This window comes from Polaribacter sejongensis, assembly GCF_038024065.1.
In the GTDB taxonomy this organism is placed as follows: Bacteria; Bacteroidota; Bacteroidia; order Flavobacteriales; family Flavobacteriaceae; genus Polaribacter; species Polaribacter sejongensis.
Map to the genome: position 1 here is coordinate 1,596,972 of NZ_CP150667.1, position 20,155 is coordinate 1,617,126.

Annotated in this window: 19 protein-coding genes and 1 riboswitch; of the genes, 8 read left to right on the plus strand and 11 right to left on the minus strand. The window is 29.9% G+C overall.

What is annotated here, in order from left to right:
- The first annotated feature begins 22 nt into the window (after positions 1-22).
- From WHD08_RS06645 to WHD08_RS06655, 3 genes are all read left to right on the plus strand, one after another.
- Positions 23-397 carry a LysM peptidoglycan-binding domain-containing protein gene (locus WHD08_RS06645; RefSeq protein ID WP_165733973.1) on the plus strand — a complete coding sequence of 125 codons (375 nt, stop codon included), beginning with the start codon at positions 23-25 and terminating at the stop codon, positions 395-397.
- Between the two features lie 183 nt (positions 398-580).
- Positions 581-1,252 carry a hypothetical protein gene (locus WHD08_RS06650; protein WP_208888768.1) on the plus strand — a complete coding sequence of 224 codons (672 nt, stop codon included), beginning with the start codon at positions 581-583 and terminating at the stop codon, positions 1,250-1,252.
- A 62-nt stretch (positions 1,253-1,314) separates the two neighbouring features.
- Positions 1,315-1,593 (plus strand): hypothetical protein, encoded by a 279-nt coding sequence (locus tag WHD08_RS06655; RefSeq protein ID WP_165733975.1) that lies wholly within the window; start codon positions 1,315-1,317, stop codon positions 1,591-1,593.
- Positions 1,594-1,603: 10 nt separating this feature from the next.
- Here WHD08_RS06655 and WHD08_RS06660 read toward each other — a convergent pair whose 3' ends face one another.
- Positions 1,604-3,091, minus strand: a complete 1,488-nt coding sequence (locus tag WHD08_RS06660; protein ID WP_208888767.1) for a hypothetical protein — start codon at positions 3,089-3,091, stop codon at positions 1,604-1,606.
- Positions 3,092-3,240: 149 nt separating this feature from the next.
- On the opposite strand from WHD08_RS06660, the gene WHD08_RS06665 reads away from it, so the two are divergent.
- Positions 3,241-3,843 (plus strand): hypothetical protein, encoded by a 603-nt coding sequence (locus WHD08_RS06665; RefSeq protein WP_208888766.1) that lies wholly within the window; start codon positions 3,241-3,243, stop codon positions 3,841-3,843.
- 584 nt (positions 3,844-4,427) lie between these two features.
- On the opposite strand, the gene rlmF is transcribed toward WHD08_RS06665, so the two are convergent.
- Positions 4,428-5,282: a 23S rRNA (adenine(1618)-N(6))-methyltransferase RlmF gene (rlmF, locus tag WHD08_RS06670; protein ID WP_208888765.1), complete on the minus strand. Its 855-nt coding sequence runs from the start codon at positions 5,280-5,282 to the stop codon at positions 4,428-4,430.
- A 196-nt stretch (positions 5,283-5,478) separates the two neighbouring features.
- Entirely contained in the window at positions 5,479-7,071 is a 1,593-nt protein-coding gene (gene bshC / locus WHD08_RS06675) for a bacillithiol biosynthesis cysteine-adding enzyme BshC (RefSeq protein WP_208888764.1), read from the minus strand.
- Positions 7,072-7,270: 199 nt separating this feature from the next.
- Between bshC and WHD08_RS06680 the strand changes: the two genes are divergently transcribed.
- Positions 7,271-9,748 carry a M14 family metallopeptidase gene (locus WHD08_RS06680; protein ID WP_208888763.1) on the plus strand — a complete coding sequence of 826 codons (2,478 nt, stop codon included), beginning with the start codon at positions 7,271-7,273 and terminating at the stop codon, positions 9,746-9,748.
- Positions 9,749-9,820: 72 nt separating this feature from the next.
- On the opposite strand, the gene WHD08_RS06685 is transcribed toward WHD08_RS06680, so the two are convergent.
- The 4 genes from WHD08_RS06685 to WHD08_RS06700 form a co-directional block, all read right to left on the minus strand.
- Complete coding sequence (locus WHD08_RS06685) at positions 9,821-10,546, minus strand: diphthine--ammonia ligase (RefSeq protein ID WP_208888762.1); 726 nt, start codon at positions 10,544-10,546, stop codon at positions 9,821-9,823.
- Positions 10,547-10,760: 214 nt separating this feature from the next.
- Complete coding sequence (gene rimO, locus WHD08_RS06690) at positions 10,761-12,113, minus strand: 30S ribosomal protein S12 methylthiotransferase RimO (RefSeq protein WP_165733982.1); 1,353 nt, start codon at positions 12,111-12,113, stop codon at positions 10,761-10,763.
- 165 nt (positions 12,114-12,278) lie between these two features.
- Positions 12,279-13,094, minus strand: coding sequence for a lysophospholipid acyltransferase family protein (locus WHD08_RS06695; protein WP_208888761.1), 816 nt, complete (start codon positions 13,092-13,094; stop codon positions 12,279-12,281).
- Positions 13,095-13,148: 54 nt separating this feature from the next.
- Complete coding sequence (locus WHD08_RS06700; RefSeq protein ID WP_208888760.1) at positions 13,149-13,775, minus strand: NUDIX hydrolase; 627 nt, start codon at positions 13,773-13,775, stop codon at positions 13,149-13,151.
- A 93-nt stretch (positions 13,776-13,868) separates the two neighbouring features.
- Here WHD08_RS06700 and WHD08_RS06705 point away from each other — a divergent pair, with 93 nt between their 5' ends.
- Entirely contained in the window at positions 13,869-14,138 is a 270-nt protein-coding gene (locus tag WHD08_RS06705; protein WP_208888759.1) for a hypothetical protein, read from the plus strand.
- Here the strand turns inward: WHD08_RS06705 and WHD08_RS06710 are convergent.
- The 4 genes from WHD08_RS06710 to cysS form a co-directional block, all read right to left on the minus strand.
- Positions 14,135-14,446, minus strand: a complete 312-nt coding sequence (locus tag WHD08_RS06710) for a DUF6787 family protein (RefSeq protein ID WP_208888758.1) — start codon at positions 14,444-14,446, stop codon at positions 14,135-14,137. The genes WHD08_RS06705 and WHD08_RS06710 overlap by 4 nt on opposite strands.
- Before the next feature lie 4 nt (positions 14,447-14,450).
- On the minus strand, positions 14,451-15,311 hold the full coding sequence (gene lgt, locus WHD08_RS06715) for a prolipoprotein diacylglyceryl transferase (protein ID WP_208888757.1): 861 nt from the start codon (positions 15,309-15,311) through the stop codon (positions 14,451-14,453).
- A 140-nt stretch (positions 15,312-15,451) separates the two neighbouring features.
- Positions 15,452-15,688: a membrane protein insertion efficiency factor YidD gene (yidD, locus tag WHD08_RS06720; RefSeq protein ID WP_208888756.1), complete on the minus strand. Its 237-nt coding sequence runs from the start codon at positions 15,686-15,688 to the stop codon at positions 15,452-15,454.
- Positions 15,689-15,798: 110 nt separating this feature from the next.
- Entirely contained in the window at positions 15,799-17,277 is a 1,479-nt protein-coding gene (gene cysS, locus WHD08_RS06725; RefSeq protein ID WP_208888755.1) for a cysteine--tRNA ligase, read from the minus strand.
- 257 nt (positions 17,278-17,534) lie between these two features.
- Positions 17,535-17,732, plus strand: a riboswitch (cobalamin riboswitch).
- A 118-nt stretch (positions 17,733-17,850) separates the two neighbouring features.
- Between cysS and nrdG the strand changes: the two genes are divergently transcribed.
- Positions 17,851-18,303 (plus strand): anaerobic ribonucleoside-triphosphate reductase activating protein, encoded by a 453-nt coding sequence (gene nrdG / locus WHD08_RS06730; protein ID WP_165733990.1) that lies wholly within the window; start codon positions 17,851-17,853, stop codon positions 18,301-18,303.
- 3 nt (positions 18,304-18,306) lie between these two features.
- Positions 18,307-20,097: an anaerobic ribonucleoside-triphosphate reductase gene (nrdD, locus tag WHD08_RS06735; RefSeq protein WP_208888754.1), complete on the plus strand. Its 1,791-nt coding sequence runs from the start codon at positions 18,307-18,309 to the stop codon at positions 20,095-20,097.
- Positions 20,098-20,155: the final 58 nt, after the last annotated feature.

Genomic DNA, 20,155 nt, shown 5'->3' on the forward strand with positions numbered 1-20,155 from the left:
TTAACGATAACTAAAAAATAAGATGAAAACAAAATATCAAGGAGTATTAGATTTAGGTGAGAAATTAGCAATTGCAAATGGTGATGTAAAAGAAGAAAATGGTGTTTTACACGTAACAGGTACTGCAAAAAACCAATATGAAAAAAACCTTCTTTGGGATAAAATAAAAGAAGTAGGTGGTGATAACCCTACAGATATACAAGCAAATATTGAAGTTGCTGATACTTCTATTTTTGCATCTCATACTGTAAAAAGTGGAGATACTTTAAGTAAAATATCTAAAAAATATTACGGAAAGTCTGGAAAATACAATGTTATTTTTGAAGCTAACACAAATATTTTAAGCAATCCTGATGCAATTCAAATAGGACAAGAATTAGTGATTCCTAACCTATAAAGAATAAACGAATACATATTTAAAAGAGGTGCTTTAAAAGGTTTCTTTTGTCAATCTTAATCTATTTGAGTATGACAAACTTAATACTTTTAGACTGCCTCTTTTTTGTGCTTTATTGTTAAATCTGAGTTTCCTAAATAATTGTTTATATTTGACTACCAACATATTAAACAACTACAAGCTATGGAAACGGAACATGAATCTGATAATAATTTAATTATATCCTACAAACTTTTAAGAAAACTAATAGGATCTATTGGTGTCTTTTTACCTGTAATTTTAGGACTTGGAATGTTTTATTTTGATAAACAGAATTTTATTCAAGATTCTATTAGTGATTATTATGGTACGAAACTAAGAGATGTTTTTGTCGGTTTTTTATTTGTGCTTGGTTTTTTCTTATTTACTTATAAAGGCTATAAAAGTGAAGGAAAAGGACTTTTATATAACGATAACTTTTTTGCCAACATAGGTGGTGCCTTTGCATTATTAGTTGCGCTTTTTCCTACAACCAGTGAAAGTAGTATTGTTAGAACTATTCATTTTTCATCTGCTGCTTTATTATTCGCTGTTTTTGCTTATTTCTGTTTAGTTATCTTTAGAAGAGGAGTTGCCGAACAGAACCGTTCTGAAATGAAAAAATTAAGAAATAAATTTTATTTCTGGTGTGGAATCTTAATAATCGTTTTTGTAGCAGGTGCAGGTGCCAGTTTTTATATTATGAGTGAAGAAGCTAGAAATAAAACAGACATTATTTTCTACCTTGAAACCTTTGCTCTTTGGGCTTTTGGTTTTTCTTGGTTGATAAAAGGAGAAGCGATCCTTGAAGATAAAAAGGAACTCTTTTATAATTAACCTTTGAAACCAAAGTAATTATCTTTGGTTTTAATTATATTTGAAACTTATAAAAACAAAATATGAGTTCTAAAGAATCTGGTTCAAAAAAGAAAGACAACTTTATAGAATACTGGGAAGCAAAGAGAAATAATAGGGTTAAATACGCACTATTACAAAGCCTTTACTTTGCAATTCCTTTTGGTATTGTTTTTCAATTACTAGAAAGTGTACAAGGTTTTTTAACCTTGCAATTCGTTTCTAAAGTCCTTACTATTTTTTGCGTTTATTTCCTTCTTTCTTATTATGTTTCTTTTACTATTTATGAGAAAAAATATCAGAGATTAAAAAAACAATCATAGATTTATCTTATTAAATCAAAGAATTTTGTAGTCCTTTTTGAACATTTATCCAGAAAAAATTCCAGAAAGATTTTGTGGTATCTCTTTCTACATTTTCAGTTTCTACCTTTACAATTCCGTTTTTAGAGGAATCTTTTATAAATAGGTTTGCCAACCAACTTAGCACTTTATTTTTAGTTTTGTCTTTTTCTAAAACCTTGATGTTAAAATTTTTAAAATCTAGATTTAACTTCCCGTTAGAGGCAAAATCATTTCCTTCAAAATCGAAATACATTTTATCTATATAACCATCCATTTTCACATTCATGGTAGGTAATAAAAAAGAACTCATGTTTTTTGAATTCACATCAAACAAACTTCCTGTTATTCTAAAATTATCATTTTTATTATTAATATCAAATGTCCACTCAATATCCAACGGACAATGTTCCATAAAATTAGATTGAATCTTTGCTGTTGTTAGCTTAGTAGCTTTATCGCTACTATTATTTATATTACTTATTTGCGCCTGTAACTTGTCAAAAATTAGAATTCCTGGTTTGTTGTTTTCAATTATATATTCTTCATAAACAATTTTAGAATTTTTAATATCTACATTTTTTACATCAATATTAAAAGGTAAATCTCTAAGACTTTTACTATACAAATCCTTTCTTATATTTGGATGTTCTAAAACAGTTCCGTCTAAATATAAATTAAAAAAAACTTCATCAAATAAAACATGGTTTACACTAACGTGAAGTTTTTCTTTTTCCTCAATTATTATATCAGAAATAACAACTTTTTCACTAAATAAAGTCATTAATTCTTTTTCTTGAGAAACATGATAGATATATTCTTCTCTCGACTTTAAAGGCAAAATTTCTAAACTATCTAAGGTTAAATTGTCTTTTTCAAAATTTAGTTTAGAAAATTTAACTTTCTGAACTTTAGAAAACTGAGTTTCAAAATTACTTATTGAGACCTCTATATGATCATATAAAAAAGGAATCGTTTTATTTTGAATATCATCCAACTCAAAACCATTCATTTCAAAAGAAATGTTTTGTACAGTTAAAGGAAAATTATCATTCTTAATGATATCAATTTCGATATTCTCAAACTGAATATTGTCTATTTTTAAATCTAAAGAAGCTTTTTTTGATTGACTAGTACTATCCTCTTTTTTAGTTTCTTTACTTATTAGTTTCCCTGTAATTTTAGAGTTCAGCATTTTTAAATTCCCAACAGAAACTGACTTGTTTTTTAGATATTGATAATAAGAAACATCTTCTATTTCTAATTTTTCGGTTGTAAATTGAAGACTGTCTTTTACACTTGTTACATTCTTTAAAGTAATATTACCAAGTAATAAATTTACTGATACAGCATCATAACTTAATGGTTGTGTTTTTAAATAAGCATCTACTTTGTCTGTAACATAATAATCCACAATTTTATAAACTACCAAAATAGAAATAACTACTAATAATATTTTAAAGGTTTTATTTTTATTCATGTGTGTTTGCTTTAAAACAAATTTAACACACTAATCTGTTCTTTCTTACTTCAATGCACAAAAGAATGAACTCATACCGTTCAATTTTATAAAAAAAGAAGAGTTGACTCAGTTTAGAATCTTATTTTTGCCACAAAAGAAATAATACATTGATTACTAATAAAAAACTATTCTTAAAAGAAACGCTTAAAGCATTATTAAAATTAATAATTGCAGGAATTCTTATTGGTGTTTTAAAAGAATATGACGCTATCATAGCAGGTATTTTAGTTCTAAAAATTATACATAACGTTTACAAAGAAATTATTCAGCCAAAAACAAACAAAAATTGGTTGTTATTAGTCGGAATGCTATTAACCGGTTTTGGAGGAATTGTTGGTGAAACTTGGGGTGTAGCAAATGGCTATTGGGAGTATCATGAAGTTACAAGAGAATTGCCTTTATGGTTGCCTTTTGCCTGGATGCTTGCTTTCCATTATTTATACAAACTGGAACGTAATTTAATTCCTTTATTAAAAGAGAAAACTCAAAAAAATAAGATTTTTCTGGCCATTTTATTAGCTTTAATTCTTCCTGCTTTTGGAGAAGTGATTACTATTTATTTAGGTGTTTGGACCTATTATTGGCCATATCAACTTTTTGGAGTGCCTTTATATGCTTTTATCTGCTTGGTATTTGTACACATGTTAGTTTATACTCTTTTACATTTTATTTGTAAAAAGTATAAAATTGAAGATGTGGTGTTTAATTAGTTTGTTAATTATTACGCCGAGATTCACAGAGAAGACACAGAGATTCACAGAAAAAACAAAAAAAGACACTAATTTCACGGATTTCACTGATGATTCTGGGGTAGATTATTACACTGAGACTCACAGAGAAGATACAGAGTTTCACAGAGAAATAAAAAAGACACGAATTTCACGGATTTTACTGATGATTGTGGGGTAGATTATTACGCCGAGATTCACAGAGAAGATACGGAGATTCGCAGAGAAAATAAAAAAAAAGACATGAATTTCACTGATTTCACTGATGATTGTTGAGTGAGTTATTACGCTGAGATTTACGGAGGGTTTTATAGCAATTCTTTAAGTAGATAGATTCCTCTTCGTTCCTCATTCGGAATGACATTTTGTATTATATTACCAAATGAATTTTTAATCTTTCGACTTCGCTTAAGATAAACTAATCAGAAATCTCAGACGATTTCAATTAGATTCGAAAATTAAATATTATTTGCTTCATAAAAAAAGGCTCAATCAAAATATTTTGATTGAGCCTTTTTTATAAAATATATTTCTTCCCTTTGGGAAGATTAAGATGGTCTTTTTTATTAAAATCTCCAAGCAACAATTCTAGTTACTTTATTTCCTTGATGCATCGGAATAATTTTGAATTCAACAGCTCCTAACTTTGCAGAAGACTTTTCTAAACTCTTTACGTTTTCTTTCTTAGAAACTAAACTTGTAAACCATTTACTACTTTTAGGAAACAAAGAACTTTCATACAAATAATTATGTAAAAAAGCTTTTTCTCCACCAACGTACCAAAGTTCATTGTTATTTCCTGCAAAGTTTCTAACGGCATTATTACCTAAGTTTCTAGATTTTCTACCATTTGCTCCTTGTGCTTCTTCTGCCGATTTGTAAAAAGGCGGATTACACATTGTTGCAGAAAATGAATCGGTATCTTTTAAAACTCCTTTTAAAATTTGCTCTTCATTTAATTGCTGACGTAATTCAATTTTATCAGTAAAATTATTATCATCCATAATATCTTGAGCAGTATCTAAAGAATCTAAATCGATGTCTGTAGCTACAAAATTCCAATCGTATTCTGCAATTCCTAATAAAGGATAAATACCAGTTGCTCCTGTACCGATATCTAAAATTTTAATATCTTTTTCTTCTGATAACAAATCTGCCAAGTGATGAATGTAATCTAAACGACCGGGTATTGGTGGGCATAAATTTTTATCGCCAAAATTCCAAGTAGAAATTTTATCTAAAGAAAATAATAAAGCTTTATTCAATTCTTTTACTGCATCCGGATTTGAAAAATCTATAGTAACAGTGTCGAATTGATTTTTAGCAACATATTGTTTTAATGCTGGGTTTATGGTATTTAATTCATCAAAATTATAACCTTTGTTGAATTTATTTTTTGGGTGTAAGCCTTTGTCTTTCATTGTGTTTTATGTAATTATAGTGTAAATAATTTACACAAATTGCACTGATTATAACAGCGTGTCAAAAGTAAGTTATAAAATGATGATTCTTATTGAATTTATACGCTAAGTTTAAAATAGTTTGTTATTGTGTATCAGATTTCTAATTCACAAAAAAACTATTTTAATCTTTGTAATTTCTCTGCAAGTCTCTGTATTACAACTCCAAAATTGTAAACTCTAACTGCAATGGTTTCAATGCAACTTTTAAAGCTTTTGTAAATGACGAACCATACTCTAAATAATATTCAGAAAAATTACGCTGACGCTCTTCTAAACTTTGATTTGGTAAAATTTCATTTTGTAATAATGTAATCCTTTCCACTAAATCTTTTTGTCTTTTTTTCTCTGCTTTTAACAAACGTTTTTGTAAATTTTCTAAACCTTTAATTTGCTTTCTTTCTTGTGCATTTACAGCATTCACAAAAGAAACATCTGTTTGTTTGGCTACTTCCTTTAGTTCTAAAAACTGCTTTTCTAAAAACTGAATCTTTTCATCGAAGTTCACTTTAATATCAGAGTTTTCCTTCACTTTTTCAGATAATAAATCATGTTGATTTAAAAACAGTTCTTCTAAAGAAATATTCAATTTCTCTAATTTTTTTGCTTGTTTTTCTGATACTACTTGTACCGAATTACGTAATAATAAAATAGGAAATGGAATGGCTACTGCTTCAAAATAATCTTTTAATTCTAACCAATACGCCATCTCTCCTCCTCCACCTAAATAACAAAGGTTTGGTAAAATTACCTCTTGGTATAAAGGTCTCATAATTACGTTTGGCGAAAATGATTTCGGATTTTCATCTACTTCCTTTAAGATTTCTGCCTTAGAAAAAGTAATGTCTGTATTGTTTACTTTGTAAATTCCGCCTTCTAAAATAATACGTTCTCTAAATTCATCACCCAAATAAAATAAATTAATTTCTCTTGGGTTCACTTGAATTTTATAATTCTTTTCTAAATCTGAAATGGTTTTAGAAACGGCTTTAAATGAAGTTTCATTTTCTAATTCGTCTTTAACAATTGGGTTAAATAATTGTTTTAAACTAGCATCATCTCCATCTAAAATTATCAAACCATAATCACTAAACAATTCATTTGCTATATAACGAGTAGCATCCGCTAAGTTATCATGTTTTAAATATCCATCTGAGAACAACTTTTTTAGAAATTCAGCATTTTTAGAATGACCTAAGTGTTCAGAAAAAACATCAAAAACAGCAGCTAATCCTTCAGTAGAAAATCGTCCAACTGCTCCACCATCTTCTCTATTCCAAAGAACTTTTTTCCCATCAAAATTAAAATAATTAATCTCTTCAAAATCATGATCTTCTGTTGCCATCCAATAAATTGGAACAAAATTTTGTTCGGGAAATTTTTCTGATAATTCTTCACACAAATTAATTGTTGAAAGAATTTTATACAAGAAATATAAAGGTCCGGTAAATAAATTTAATTGATGCCCTGTAGTTACGGTAAATGTATTTTGTAGCTTTAAGCTCTCAATATTTTCTTCCGTTTTTTTTGAAAAATTGAATCCTTGATATTGATTTTTTAAAGCATCAACTAGCACCAATCTAGATTGCAATCTAAATGATTTTTGCTTCTCCTCTATCTGACTATGAAAACCAGAAATATCAGGAAAATTATTATAAAATGGTTGTATAGATTCTTTTTTCTCTAAATAATCTAGCATTATCTTAGAAAAAAATCCTGTTTTTTGAAATGGTATCTGTGTTACTTTCATCTTAAATAACACTTTTTTTGCAACAATCAGATTCTGAAGTAGAATTCATTTAGTTTGATTAATTTTTGATAAAAATACGAATAATTTTTCCTTTGTCGTAAACCCCAATCCAATCTAACAAAGTTTTAACAAGATAAAGAATCAATCTTCTGAAAAACAAAAAAATATATTCTTACTTTTGACTTTCAAACGCATCTTCATGAAAATTAAATTACTTTTTATTACTGCTTTCTTAACACTTGGAAGTATTTTTTCTCAAACTTTACAGTCTCCTTCTGAATTTTTAGGCTATGAAATTGGATCTCGTTTTACCAGAAATTATAAGGTTATAGACTATTTTAAATATGTAAGTAACACTTTATCTAATGTAAAATTAGAGAAATATGGAGAAACCAATGAACACAGACCTTTGTATTTAAGTTATATTTCTTCCGAAGAAAATATTGATAATTTAGAGAATATTAGAATTGCGAATCTTACTCAGACTGGTATTATTCCTGGGAATTCTAAAAATAACAAAGCCATTGTTTGGCTAAGTTACAACGTTCATGGAAATGAAGCATCTAGTACAGAAGCTGCCATGTTAACGCTTTATGATTTAGTTACTAAAAAAGAATCTTGGTTAGAAAATACGGTTGTAATTCTTGATCCGTCTGTAAATCCTGATGGACGAGATAGATATGTAAATTGGTACAATCAAGTAAAAAGTACTCCTTTTAACATCAACCAAAATGCAAAAGAACATGTAGAACCTTGGCCTTCTGGAAGACCAAATCATTATTTATTCGACTTGAATAGAGATTGGGCTTGGGCAACACAAGTAGAATCTGCCCAACGTATAAAAATGTATAATAAATGGATGCCTCACGTGCACGTAGATTTCCATGAACAATATATTAATAATCCGTATTATTTTGCGCCTGCGGCTGAACCTTTTCATGAAATTATTTCTGATTGGCAAAGAGAATTTCAGACAGAAATAGGAAAAAACCATGCGAACTATTTTGATAAAGAAGGCTGGTTGTATTTTACAAAAGAAAGTTTCGATTTACTATACCCAAGTTACGGAGATACGTATCCAACCTACATGGGTGCAATTGGAATGACGTACGAACAAGCTGGTCATGGAATGGCTGGTTTAGGTATTCAAACAGATCATGGAGAGGTTTTAACTTTAAAAGACAGAGCAATTCATCACCTAACAACAGGCTTGTCTACCGTAGAAATTGCATCTAAAAATGCCGAAAAATTAAATACAGAATTTAGAAAGTTTTTTAAAAATGATGCTTTAGAATATAAAAGTTATGTACTAAAAAACGAGAATGAAGATAAGACCAATCGTTTAAAAGCATTGTTAGACACACATGAAATTAAATATGAAAACACTAATAACGGTAGTGTAAAAGGATATGATTATAGTACGCAAACAGAAGGTAAAATGTCTGTTTCTTCATCGGATTTAGTAATACACACCAATCAGCCAAAAGGTAAAATGGTAAAGGTACTTTTTGAGCCAAAAGCAAAAATAGTAGATTCTTTAACCTATGATATTACTGCTTGGTCTCTGCCTTATGCACACGGATTTAAAGCAATTGCCTCTAAAACGAAAGTAAGTTCTGCTATTAGTAAAACTACAAACAAGATTACTAATATAGTTGATAAAAGTGCATACGCTTACCTTTCTAAATGGAATAGTTTAGACGATGCTACTTTTTTAGGTGCTTTATTACAAGCAGATATTACACCTCGTTTTTCTGAAAAACCATTTTCTGTTGGAGGTAAATCGTATGAAAGAGGAACCTTAATTATTTTAAGAAACGACAATAGAAATGATAATTTTGATACTAATTTAATAGCTATTGCAGACAAACACCAAAGAGAATTAGCAAATGTTTCTACAGGTTTTGTTTCTTCTGGCGTAGATTTTGGGTCTTATTCTGTGAAACCGATCAACCAACAAAAAGTAGCTGTTTTATCTGGTAAAGGAACTTCTTCTTTAAGTTTTGGTGAGGTTTGGCATTTCTTTGAAACACAATTACAATACCCAATTACCAACGTAAATTCTGAAAACTTTGGTTCCTTAGATTATTCTAAATATGATGTTATTATCATTCCAAATGGTTCTTACAGCAAAGTCTTAACAAAAGCCACTTTAGAAAAAGTGAAAAAATGGACACGTTCTGGAGGAACTTTAATCGCCATTGGAAATGCTTTAAATAGTTTTGCTGATAAAAAGGAATTCTCTTTAAAGAAGAAAATATCTGGAGATAAAATTAAAGATACAGACCTTACTCCTTATGCAGACAAAGAGCGCAAAGGTGTTGCCAATTTAATTACAGGTAGTATTTTTAAAAGTACTTTAGACAATACACATCCGTTAGCCTTTGGGTATGGAAAAGATTATTTTTCTTTAAAATTAGGTAGTACATCATACGAATATTTAAAAGACGGTAATAATGTTGCCTATTTTGATAAAGAAGCTAAAAACGTGTCTGGTTACGCTGGCAGTAAAGCTGTGAAGAATGTACCAAAATCTATTTTATTCGCTGAAGAAAAAATTGGTAGCGGAAGTATTATTTATATGGTAGACAATCCCTTATTTAGATCTTTCTGGCAAAATGGAAAACTATTTGTTGCCAATGCTGTTTTCTTATTGAATTCTGATAAATTGAAATAGAGAATTAAAAATTTTAGATTCCCGCCTTTGCGGGAATAACAATTTCAAAGGAAACTTTAAGGATATTTTCTCTTAACTCAAATCACAATACCAAAAACTTGTATCGTGATTTGAGTTTTCTTTTTTAGATTGATGACAATTGTCATCTTCATTATCATTCAGTGTGTAGGAACGCAATACCTTCTCTCCTATAGTAAAATCAATAGGATTCTTAAAAATAGGACCATCGAAAACAAAGGTGTGAAATTCACCATTTTCTCCACAAACATCTACATTGTCTGGTAAGTCTTTAATAAATTGTTCATCTATAACTCTCCCCAAAAACTCGGCTCCTAGTAACTTTGCATTTACACAAACTGTAATTGCCTTAAAACCTAAATCTAAAAATTCTTTTAATACTTCTTTTGTATCTTTTTGCCAAAGAGGATACACGCCTGTAATATTTACCTCAGCTAATTTAGTATCTCTGTATGCTTTTAAATCTTCTAGAAAAATATCACCAAAAATGGTATGTGAATATTTCTTCTCTACCAAAGAATCCATCGCTTCCTTCATAATTTCTGAATATAAATCCATGGTTACGTCCGCAGGAAATTCTATGGTTTTTAAATTGATTCCAATAGATTCGGCTTGCTTTATTAATAATTCATTTCTAAGACCGTGCATGGAAACTCTATCGAAATCTTTATTGATTGTGGTAACCAATAAATCTAAATTATAAGTAGGGTCTTGTAAAATTTTATAAAGCGCCAAGGCAGAATCTTTACCAGAACTCCAATTAAAATACGTTTTTTTCATGAGGATAAATTTATAACTAACTAAACTGACTTAAGACAGCTGTATTAAAAGAAACAAGACTTTATCAACTGACTGTAGTTGACTATAAAAAAATTAAAAGTGAAATATCATTTATAAATAAAGTTTCAAACTCAAATCTACGCGCAACATTTTTAGTGGACACTTGTAGCTATTTTTTATAAAAAAATCCTACATAAAGTAGGATTTTTAATAATTATTTTCTCTTTTGATTTAAAGAAACTGGCTTTTCTTGCTTAACAGTTGGTGTACCGTATAAATCGTAATCTCCAGCTTCGTGAATTTTAATATCAATAAATTCACCAATTTTAATATAATGTTCTTTTGCATCAACAATAACATCATTATCAACATCTGGTGAATCTGATTCTGTTCTTCCATAGAAAAACTCTCCGTCTTTTCTATCGAATAAACATCTAAAAGTTTTACCAATTTTTTCTTGATTCAATTCCCAAGAAATTTGAGATTGAATTTCCATAATCTCATTTACTCTTCTAAACTTAACATCTGCAGGTACATCATCTTCTAAAACGTATGCTCCCGTATTTTCTTCATGAGAATATTCAAAAGCTCCCATACGCTCAAAACGCATTTCTTCTATCCAATCTTTTAACTCTTGAAACATTTCTTCTGTTTCTCCAGGATAACCTACAATTAATGTAGTTCTAATAGCCATTTCTGGCACAACTTCTCTAAACTTATGAATTAAAGCTGTTGTTTTTTCATGCGTTGTACCACGTTTCATAGACTTTAACAACTCAGTATTAATGTGTTGTAAAGGAATATCTAAGTAGTTACACACTTTAGGCTCGCTTTTCATTACTTCTAAAACATCCATAGGGAAACCTGTAGGAAAAGCATAATGCATTCTAATCCACTCAATTCCCTCTACTTTTGTTAACGCAACTAATAAATCTGCTAATGCTCTTTTCTTATAAATATCTAATCCGTAATAAGTTAAATCTTGTGCGATTAACATTACTTCTTTAATTCCTTTTTCGGCTAATTTTGTTGCTTCTGTAACAATATCTTCTATAGGAGTAGAAACGTGTTTTCCTCTCATTAAAGGAATTGCACAAAATGAACAAGGTCTATCGCAACCTTCTGCAATTTTTAAATATGCATAATGTTTTGGAGTTGTTGTTAAACGTTCTCCAATTAACTCGTGCTTATAATCTGCTTCTAAAACCTTTAATAAATTAGGTAAATCATGCGTACCAAAATATTGATCTACATTAGGAATTTGCTCTTCTAAATCTGGCTTATAACGTTCACTTAAACATCCAGAAACAAAAACTTTATCAATTTCTCCAGCTTCTTTTCTGTTTGCATAGTGTAAAATAGTATCGATAGATTCTTCCTTTGCCTTACCAATAAAGCCACAAGTATTGATTACGACAATATTTCCATCATCATTTTCATCTTCATGAACAACCTCTTTTCCGTTGGCTTTTAACTGCCCCATTAATACTTCCGAATCGTAAATATTCTTAGAACAACCTAAAGTAACAACGTTAATCTTATTTTTTTTGATGGTTTTTGTACGCATATCATTTTTTTCTGACTGCAAATATACAGCTTAATTAGGGTTTATCTATATAGTTTTTATATGGTTATTAATTACGGTTTTTAAATACCAAAAATCTTATTTTTTTCCATAAAAAAACCTCGAAAAATTCGAGGTTTGATACTTATTATTTTCAAATTGAAATTCTTAACTCCAAAATTCTCTCTTTTTATTCAATTCTTCTTCTTCTTCTGTTAATGCTTCTAATTCTTTAACAGACAAAACCTTTAAAAAAGATTTGTGTTGTTCTATAGCAAACTCAATTTTAGTTACTATATCTGCTACACTTTCATTTTCATAATCTATATCCAATGGTTCTTTAATAACCATAGACTGCAATACATTACGTTTTTTAATACTCAAGCCTTTTTTATCAAAAGAACGTCTAAACCCATCAATTACAATAGGTACTACAACCGGTTTATAGGTTTTAATAATATGAGCCGTACCTCTTCTAATTGGTCTAAAAGGCGTTGTTGTTCCTTGTGGAAAGGTAATTACCCAACCGTCTTTTATAGCTTTTCCTATATTAGAAATATCAGAATTTTTTACTTGCCTTTTTACATCTTTACCATCACTTCTCCAGGTTCTTTCTATAGATACAGAGCCCATATAAGCAAATATTTTAGGTAATATACCAGATCTCATCGTTTCTCCTGCAGCAACAAAATATACATTTAACTTTGGTTTCCAGATATAACCTATGTTCTTTATAGAATCGTCTCTACCACTTAAAGAAGCGTTAAAAACATGATACATAGCAGCTACATCTGCAAAATAAGTTTGATGATTAGAAATAAATAAAACTCCAGAATCTGGTAAGTTTTTAAGGTTTTCTGAACCTTCTATGTGTAGACTATTAAATTTACGATATCTACCGTGAGATACAATTCCGAAAATTCTAATAAGCCATTTTTTTAGTAATAAAATATGGCCAAATGGATTCCTTTTAAATAAAGGCATTCTATATTCGTTTTTAGTTAGTTTAACAAACTTACAAAACAATTAAGAAAGATGCTATTTAAAGAGTTCTTTAATTTCAGAAAGCATCATAGCTGTTGCTCCCCAAACAATATAACCATCTAACTTAAAGCAAGGTACTTCTACATTATCCATATAAGAAGTATTCATTTTTATAGCCGTTAAATTCGTTTCACTTAACAAATCTCTTAATAAAACTTCAATTGTTTGATCAACCTCATAATTTAGATTAAAATTTGGTTGTTGATTTACATACCCTAAAAAAGGCGTTGCTAAAAAATTACTTGGCGGAATATATACATCTGTTAATTCTCTAATTATTTCAACAGACCTCTCAGCTACACCTACTTCTTCAAAGGTTTCTCTTAAAGCTGTTTTTTCAAGATTCTCATCTTCACTATCCTTCTTGCCTCCAGGAAAACTTATTTGCGCAGAATGTATGCCCTTATAACTTGCCCGTTGAGTTAATAAAAAACAAGTTTCATTTTTATCATTTGGATAAAACAATGCCAATACTGCCGCTTTTCTTGGATTATTTGCAGTAATTTTATCGGCATCGTACTTTAATCGAATTTTTGGTGCTAATTTAAATTGTGCATTTAAACCTCCTAACTCTGTTGTTTTAAGTTGCGTTATTTTATTTTTGAAATCGTTAAAATTCACTTATTAAAATTTAGTTTTAACAAAATTATTCATTTCGATTTTAAATAAACCCTATTTGGCAAGAATTTTGAATGATCCTATTAAAATACAACTATGACTAAAAAATACCAAAAACTAATTGTAAGCATTGTACTAGATCTTATTGGAATTATTCCATTACCTTTTATAGATGTTCTTTGGGCACCATTATCTAGTTATTTAATGACCAAGATGTACAAAGGGAAACAAGGAAAAATTGCTGCTGTAATTAGTTTTATTGAAGAAGCCCTCCCCTTTTTAGATATTATACCAACATTTACAATAATGTGGTTTTATAGCCATGTAATTAAAAAGGAAGAAGTAGAAGAAATTATAACGTTTTAATCTTCTTTTTTAAATAAAAAACCGAGCCCTAATCTGCTTAAAAACTTTTTTTCAAAAGCCCAAAAGAATTTAAACTGCCCAAAAAACCAACCTACAATTGGAAGTGTAGCTTGGTAAATAGGAAAAATTAATAAAATTCTTAAAGGCCAAAATACCCAAGGATTTGTTGTTTCTTGAGACAAGCCGATATAACTTGTTATAGGTTTAGCTACCCAAGTAGCAAAAGAACCGTTTATAGAAAACACTAAAATAATTGCTACAATAGACCAATTATTTTTTACTCCCCAACGTTGTTTTAATTTCTCCATAAAACTATTTGTTTCCAGCTTTTTTAGATTTCTTAAACATTAACCAAAAACCGATTAAAACCAATGGTATACTTAAAACCTGACCTGTGTTTAAGGAGTTAAAAACCCAATCTTCTCTACCATCTACTTGTGCTTCTTTTAAGAATTCTATAAAGAAACGTAAAGACCAAAGTACTACCATAAAAAGACCAAAAAGAAATCCTGTTTGTTCTTTTTTATCTGTTTTCCAAAATAAATGCCACATCACAAAAAACAATATTAAGTAACTAAATGCTTCATATAATTGTGTTGGATGTCTTGGCTCCGTTTCTCCTGCCGCTTTAAAAATGACTCCAAAATTAGAACCTGTTGCTTTTCCGTAAATTTCTGAATTGAAAAAGTTACCAAAACGAATAAAGAAACCTGCCAAAGCAACCATAATTGCCAATCTATCTAAGATAAATAACCAAGGTTTATTCAAGTGTTTTTTTGCATAAAAATACATTGCGATAGGAATTCCAATTGCAGCTCCATGACTAGCAAAACCAGTAAAACCAGTAAATTTCCATCCTTTTATAATCCCGAATAAAGAATCGTTTGCACTTTCTTTTATCGGTAAAAATATCTCTAATAAATGATTCTGATAATAAGACCAGCTATAGAAAAACACATCTCCTAAACGCATTCCTACAAGCATCGAAACAAAGACATACATAAATAATACATCTAATTTTTCTGCAGGAATTTTGTCTTCAACATAAATCTTCTTCATTAGTCTTAAACCTAATAAAAATGCTGCTACAAACATTAAACTGTACCAACGCACAACAAAAAAACCTAAATCTATTCCTATTGAAGGATCCCAAGTAATTGCTAAAAAGCTCATATATTTCTTATTCTATGTCTGGTCGAGCGCAGTCGAGACCTTATTATAATACGTACTATTAAAAAAATCTCTCGACTGCGCTCGAGATGACAATTGTATTTCTTTTTTAGTCATAAGTCAAAAAGTCTTATGTCTTTTTTCTACTCTTCTTTCTTCTCCGGAACAGGATCATAACCACTTCCTCCCCAAGGATGACAACTAAATATTCTCTTTAATGCTAACCATCCACCAGAAATTAAACCATGTTTTTGTAATGCCTCAATGGTGTAGTGTGAACACGTTGGACTGTATCTACAAGTTGCTGGTGTAAATGGTGAAATTGCGACTTGATAAAAACGAACTAGCAATATAAATGGAAAAGACAGTATTTTTTTCAATGATTAAAATTTAAGAATTAAATGAATATATCCTGATTATGAGATTTCTCAATCGTTCCTCTTTCGAAATGACAATTACACTCAAAAACTTGAAATTCATAATTCCCTCTTTAATTGATTAAAAAAGTGGTACCTTCTTTACCATCTTTTAGCTGAATTCCTAATGTAATTAGTTCATCTCTAATTTGGTCTGATAATGCCCAATCTTTATTTTCTCTGGCTTCTTTTCTTAGCTTTATTAGCAATTCTACAACTCCATTTATTTTTTCTGAATTGTCTTGAGAATTTTCATTCATCAACCCTAAAACATCAAAAACAAATGCATTAATTGTAGCTATAAATTCGGCTAAATCTTCTGCAGTTAAACTTGCTTTATGTTCTTTGATTTGATTGATAACCTTTACAGCTTCAAACAATTGTGGAATTAACATTGGTGTATTAAAATCGTCATTCATGGCAGCATAACAAGCTGTTTTCCATTCTTGAACATTAAAAGTAGATGTTTTTCCTGCTTCAATTTTATCTAAATAATTAACCGCTTCCATCAATTTAGAATGTCCTTTTTCAGACGCTTCTAAAGCATCACCAGAAAAATCTAAAATACTTCTGTAATTGGCTTGCATGTTAAAGAAACGAACAACACTTGCCGAAAATGGTTTTGGTAAAATGTTATTTTCTCCAGATAAAATTTCATTTGGTAAAATAAAGTTTCCTGTAGATTTTGCCATTCTCTGTCCGTTTAAAGAAAGCATATTTGTGTGCATCCAATAATTTACAGGAGTTACACCACTACATGTTTTAGATTGTGCGATTTCACATTCGTGATGTGGAAATTTTAAATCCATTCCACCTCCATGTATATCAAAACTTTCGCCTAAATATTTTGTACTCATTACAGAACATTCTAAATGCCAACCCGGAAAACCATCGCTCCAAGGAGAAGGCCAACGCATAATATGCTTTTCATCCGCTTTTTTCCAAAGTGCAAAATCTTGTGGGTTTTTCTTGTCAGATTGCCCGTCTAAAGTTCTGGTATTATTTAATAAATCTTCTACTTTTCTTCCTGAAAGAATTCCGTAATTTTCTTTTTTATTGTACTCGTGTACATCAAAATATACAGAACCATTTACTTCGTACCCAAACCCCTTATCAATAATTTCTTTAATCATTTCTATCTGCTCAACAATATGTCCGGTTGCAGTAGGCTCTATACTTGGTGGTAAAAAATTATAGTTTTTTAAAACATCATGAAAATCTACAGTATAACGCTGTACAACTTCCATCGGCTCAATTTGTTCTAAACGAGCTTTTACAGCAATTTTATCTTCACCTTCATCTGCATCGTTTTCTAAATGACCTGCATCGGTTATATTACGCACATAACGTACCTTGTAGCCTAAATGCAATAAATAACGATACACAACATCAAAGAACATAAAAGTTCTAACATTACCTAAATGTGCGTTGCTATAAACGGTTGGACCACAAACGTACATACCAACGTATCCGTCTGTTATAGATTTAAAATTCTCTTTTTTCTTTGTTAAAGAGTTGTATACTTTCAGTTGATTTTCTTTGTACAGTTCCATTAAATAAGTGACTAATTACAGCGGATAAAGATAGACACTTTAAAAAGAATGACGAAATGGAATTTGTTAGAAGTTTAATAAGATTTAAAGTTTGTCATAAAACCTATTTTTTTTCTTTATTCGGATAATATTCTAAAAAAAATAAAGTTAAATTTTAAAATAAAAACTATATAAACAACTAAGTCAACAAAAAAAAGCTGTTCATAAGTTTCTTAACAAGTTATTATCTGCTAGAGTAAAAGTAGTTAAATCATTTTTAAATTTGAATAGAATTTGGTTCTAATAACAGCTTTAGTTGTTATAATTAAAAGGGAAACAGGTGAAAAACCTGTACTGTTCCCGCAGCTGTAAGCTCTATTAAAGGTTGTTACATTCTTTGTCACTGTTTATTTCTAAAATGGGAAGACGTAAAAACTAGAGTAAGTCAGAAGACCTGCCAATTTCCTATTAGTCGAGCTTTCGGGATAAAGGTTATTGGCACGATGTATCTACTTATATCATTGGTTATCGTACCTTTTTGACACATTATTAACCATCAATAAATACATTTTATTGATTATAATTTTCGTGAACATGAATTACTCTAGTATTCAGGTTGTTTTGCAAGAAGTTCCTGGTGAAATCAGCATATGTTTTAGCATTTGTGGATGCCAGATTCGTTGTAAAGGCTGTCATTCCCCCATATTATGGAAAGAAGAAAACGGACAACAACTCTCTATCAAATTATACCAAAAAACATTACAAAAATACAAAGGGTTTGCAAGTTGTGTTTTATTTATGGGAGGCGAATGGCATCAAAAAGAACTTATTAATCACCTTAAATATGCACAAAAAGAAGGCTACAAAACCTGTCTATATACTGGTGAAAAAAGGATTGATAAAAACTTACAACAACACCTTACCTGGCTTAAAACTGGAAAATGGATCTCTAAAAAAGGAGGCTTAGAAAATCCTAATACAAATCAGCAATTTATAGACGTAAAAACAAATAATATATTAAATCATTTATTCTTAAAAAACTATTAAGCTATGATTCGCTTAACACAAAAACAGGTAGACCAAAAAATTAATTTTATCAGTAATTACATTAACGCTAACAATGCTGCAGATGGCTCTAAAATAGATGCCAACGCAAATGTTTCTTCAAAAAACATAGCCACAATGGAAGCTGAATTAAATAAAGACATCAATGTACAAGTAAATAGGCAGTTGGTGAAAAATAAAATTGAACAGTTGTTTAACAAGGAACTAGCTAATGAATATGTAAGACAAATAGAAGCTCATGAAATTTATGTACATGATGAAACTTCTTTAAAACCCTATTGCACTTCTATTAGCATGTATCCGTTTTTATTTGATGGATTGACAAAATTGGGCGGAGAAAGTAAAGCTCCTCAACACTTAGAGAGTTATTGTGGTGAATTTGTAAACCTTGTTTTTGCGGTAAGTTCTCAATTTGCAGGTGCTTTGGCAACTGTAGAATTTTTACTATATTTCGATTATTTTGCTAGAAAAGATTTTGGAAAAGATTACCTCTACACTAATACAAAAACGGTTTCTAACCACTTACAACATGCTGTTTACGCCATAAACCAACCTGCAGCTGCCAGAGGTTATCAATCTGTTTTCTGGAACATTTCTTTGTATGATGAAAAATATTTTGATAGCTTATTTGGTGAATTTGTTTTCCCTGACATGACAAAACCGCAATGGGAAAGCCTTAAAGAACTACAACAGTTCTTTATGAAATGGTTTAATAAAGAAAGAGAAAAAGCTGTTTTAACTTTTCCGGTAGTTACCGCTGCAATGTTAGTAAAAGAAGGCAAACCTGTAGATACCGAATTTGCAAATATGTGCGCCACAGAATTAAGCGAAGGAAATTCGTTTTTTATATATCAATCTGAAAGCGCAGATAGTTTAGCTTCTTGCTGCAGGCTAAGGAACGAAATTAGCGATAATACTTTTAGCTATTCTCTCGGTGCTGGAGGTGTTTCAACTGGCTCGATTAATGTGATTACTCTAAATATGAATCGCTTAATTCAACAAGGTAAAGATCTTAAAACCGAAATCAATAAAATTCAAAAATATCAAATTGCCTACAGAAAATTAATTGAAGAATATAAAAACGCAGGAATGCTTCCGGTTTATGATGCTGGTTTTATATCACTTGATAAACAGTTTTTAACTATCGGAATTAATGGAATGGTAGAAGCAGCAGAAAGTCAAGGAATAAAAGCAGAAAATACGCCAATCTATAAAGATTTTGTAGCAAAACAGCTCAAAATAATTTTCGAAGCAAACAAGGAAGCTAAAGTAACGTATGGTTACATGTTTAATACTGAGTTTGTCCCTGCTGAAAATTTAGGTGTAAAAAATGCAAAATGGGACAAAGAAGATGGCTTATTTGTACCCAGAGATTGTTATAATTCTTATTTCTATCCTGTAGAAAATAATGCTATCAATTCTTTGGATAAAATAATACTGCATGGTACAGATATTATAAAGTATTTAGATGGTGGTTCTGCACTTCATTTAAACCTAGAAGAAGCTCCTAATAAAGACGGTTTTCTTAAGCTAATTGAAGCTACAGCAAAAGCTGGATGCAATTATTTTTGTTTTAATGTAAAGATTACTATTTGTAATGAATGTGGTCATATTGATAAAAAAACACTTCAAAAATGTTGTGAGTGCAATTCTAAAAATATAGACTACGGAACACGAGTTATTGGATACCTAAAGCGTATTTCGAACTTTAGTTCAGAGAGACAAAATGAACACGATTTAAGGTTTTATCACTTAAACAATATTAAAGCTTCTTAAACCACCCCAACTAATTAAGGAATGAGTTTCTTCTTTTACAGAAACTTGTTCCTTCCAT

Bases quoted from the DNA above. Each gene is read 5' to 3' on its own strand.
- bshC (WP_208888764.1), bottom strand. From the start codon at position 7,071: ATGAAAGTAACACAGATACCATTTCAAAAAACAGGATTTTTTTCTAAG.
- nrdD (WP_208888754.1), top strand. From the start codon at position 18,307: ATGATTCGCTTAACACAAAAACAGGTAGACCAAAAAATTAATTTTATC.
- cysS (WP_208888755.1), bottom strand. From the start codon at position 17,277: ATGGAACTGTACAAAGAAAATCAACTGAAAGTATACAACTCTTTAACA.
- WHD08_RS06660 (WP_208888767.1), bottom strand. From the start codon at position 3,091: ATGAATAAAAATAAAACCTTTAAAATATTATTAGTAGTTATTTCTATT.
- nrdG (WP_165733990.1), top strand. From the start codon at position 17,851: ATGAATTACTCTAGTATTCAGGTTGTTTTGCAAGAAGTTCCTGGTGAA.
- WHD08_RS06650 (WP_208888768.1), top strand. From the start codon at position 581: ATGGAAACGGAACATGAATCTGATAATAATTTAATTATATCCTACAAA.
- WHD08_RS06710 (WP_208888758.1), bottom strand. From the start codon at position 14,446: ATGGAGAAATTAAAACAACGTTGGGGAGTAAAAAATAATTGGTCTATT.
- WHD08_RS06680 (WP_208888763.1), top strand. From the start codon at position 7,271: ATGAAAATTAAATTACTTTTTATTACTGCTTTCTTAACACTTGGAAGT.
- rlmF (WP_208888765.1), bottom strand. From the start codon at position 5,282: ATGAAAGACAAAGGCTTACACCCAAAAAATAAATTCAACAAAGGTTAT.
- WHD08_RS06655 (WP_165733975.1), top strand. From the start codon at position 1,315: ATGAGTTCTAAAGAATCTGGTTCAAAAAAGAAAGACAACTTTATAGAA.
- WHD08_RS06685 (WP_208888762.1), bottom strand. From the start codon at position 10,546: ATGAAAAAAACGTATTTTAATTGGAGTTCTGGTAAAGATTCTGCCTTG.
- rimO (WP_165733982.1), bottom strand. From the start codon at position 12,113: ATGCGTACAAAAACCATCAAAAAAAATAAGATTAACGTTGTTACTTTA.
- WHD08_RS06705 (WP_208888759.1), top strand. From the start codon at position 13,869: ATGACTAAAAAATACCAAAAACTAATTGTAAGCATTGTACTAGATCTT.
- lgt (WP_208888757.1), bottom strand. From the start codon at position 15,311: ATGAGCTTTTTAGCAATTACTTGGGATCCTTCAATAGGAATAGATTTA.
- WHD08_RS06645 (WP_165733973.1), top strand. From the start codon at position 23: ATGAAAACAAAATATCAAGGAGTATTAGATTTAGGTGAGAAATTAGCA.
- WHD08_RS06695 (WP_208888761.1), bottom strand. From the start codon at position 13,094: ATGCCTTTATTTAAAAGGAATCCATTTGGCCATATTTTATTACTAAAA.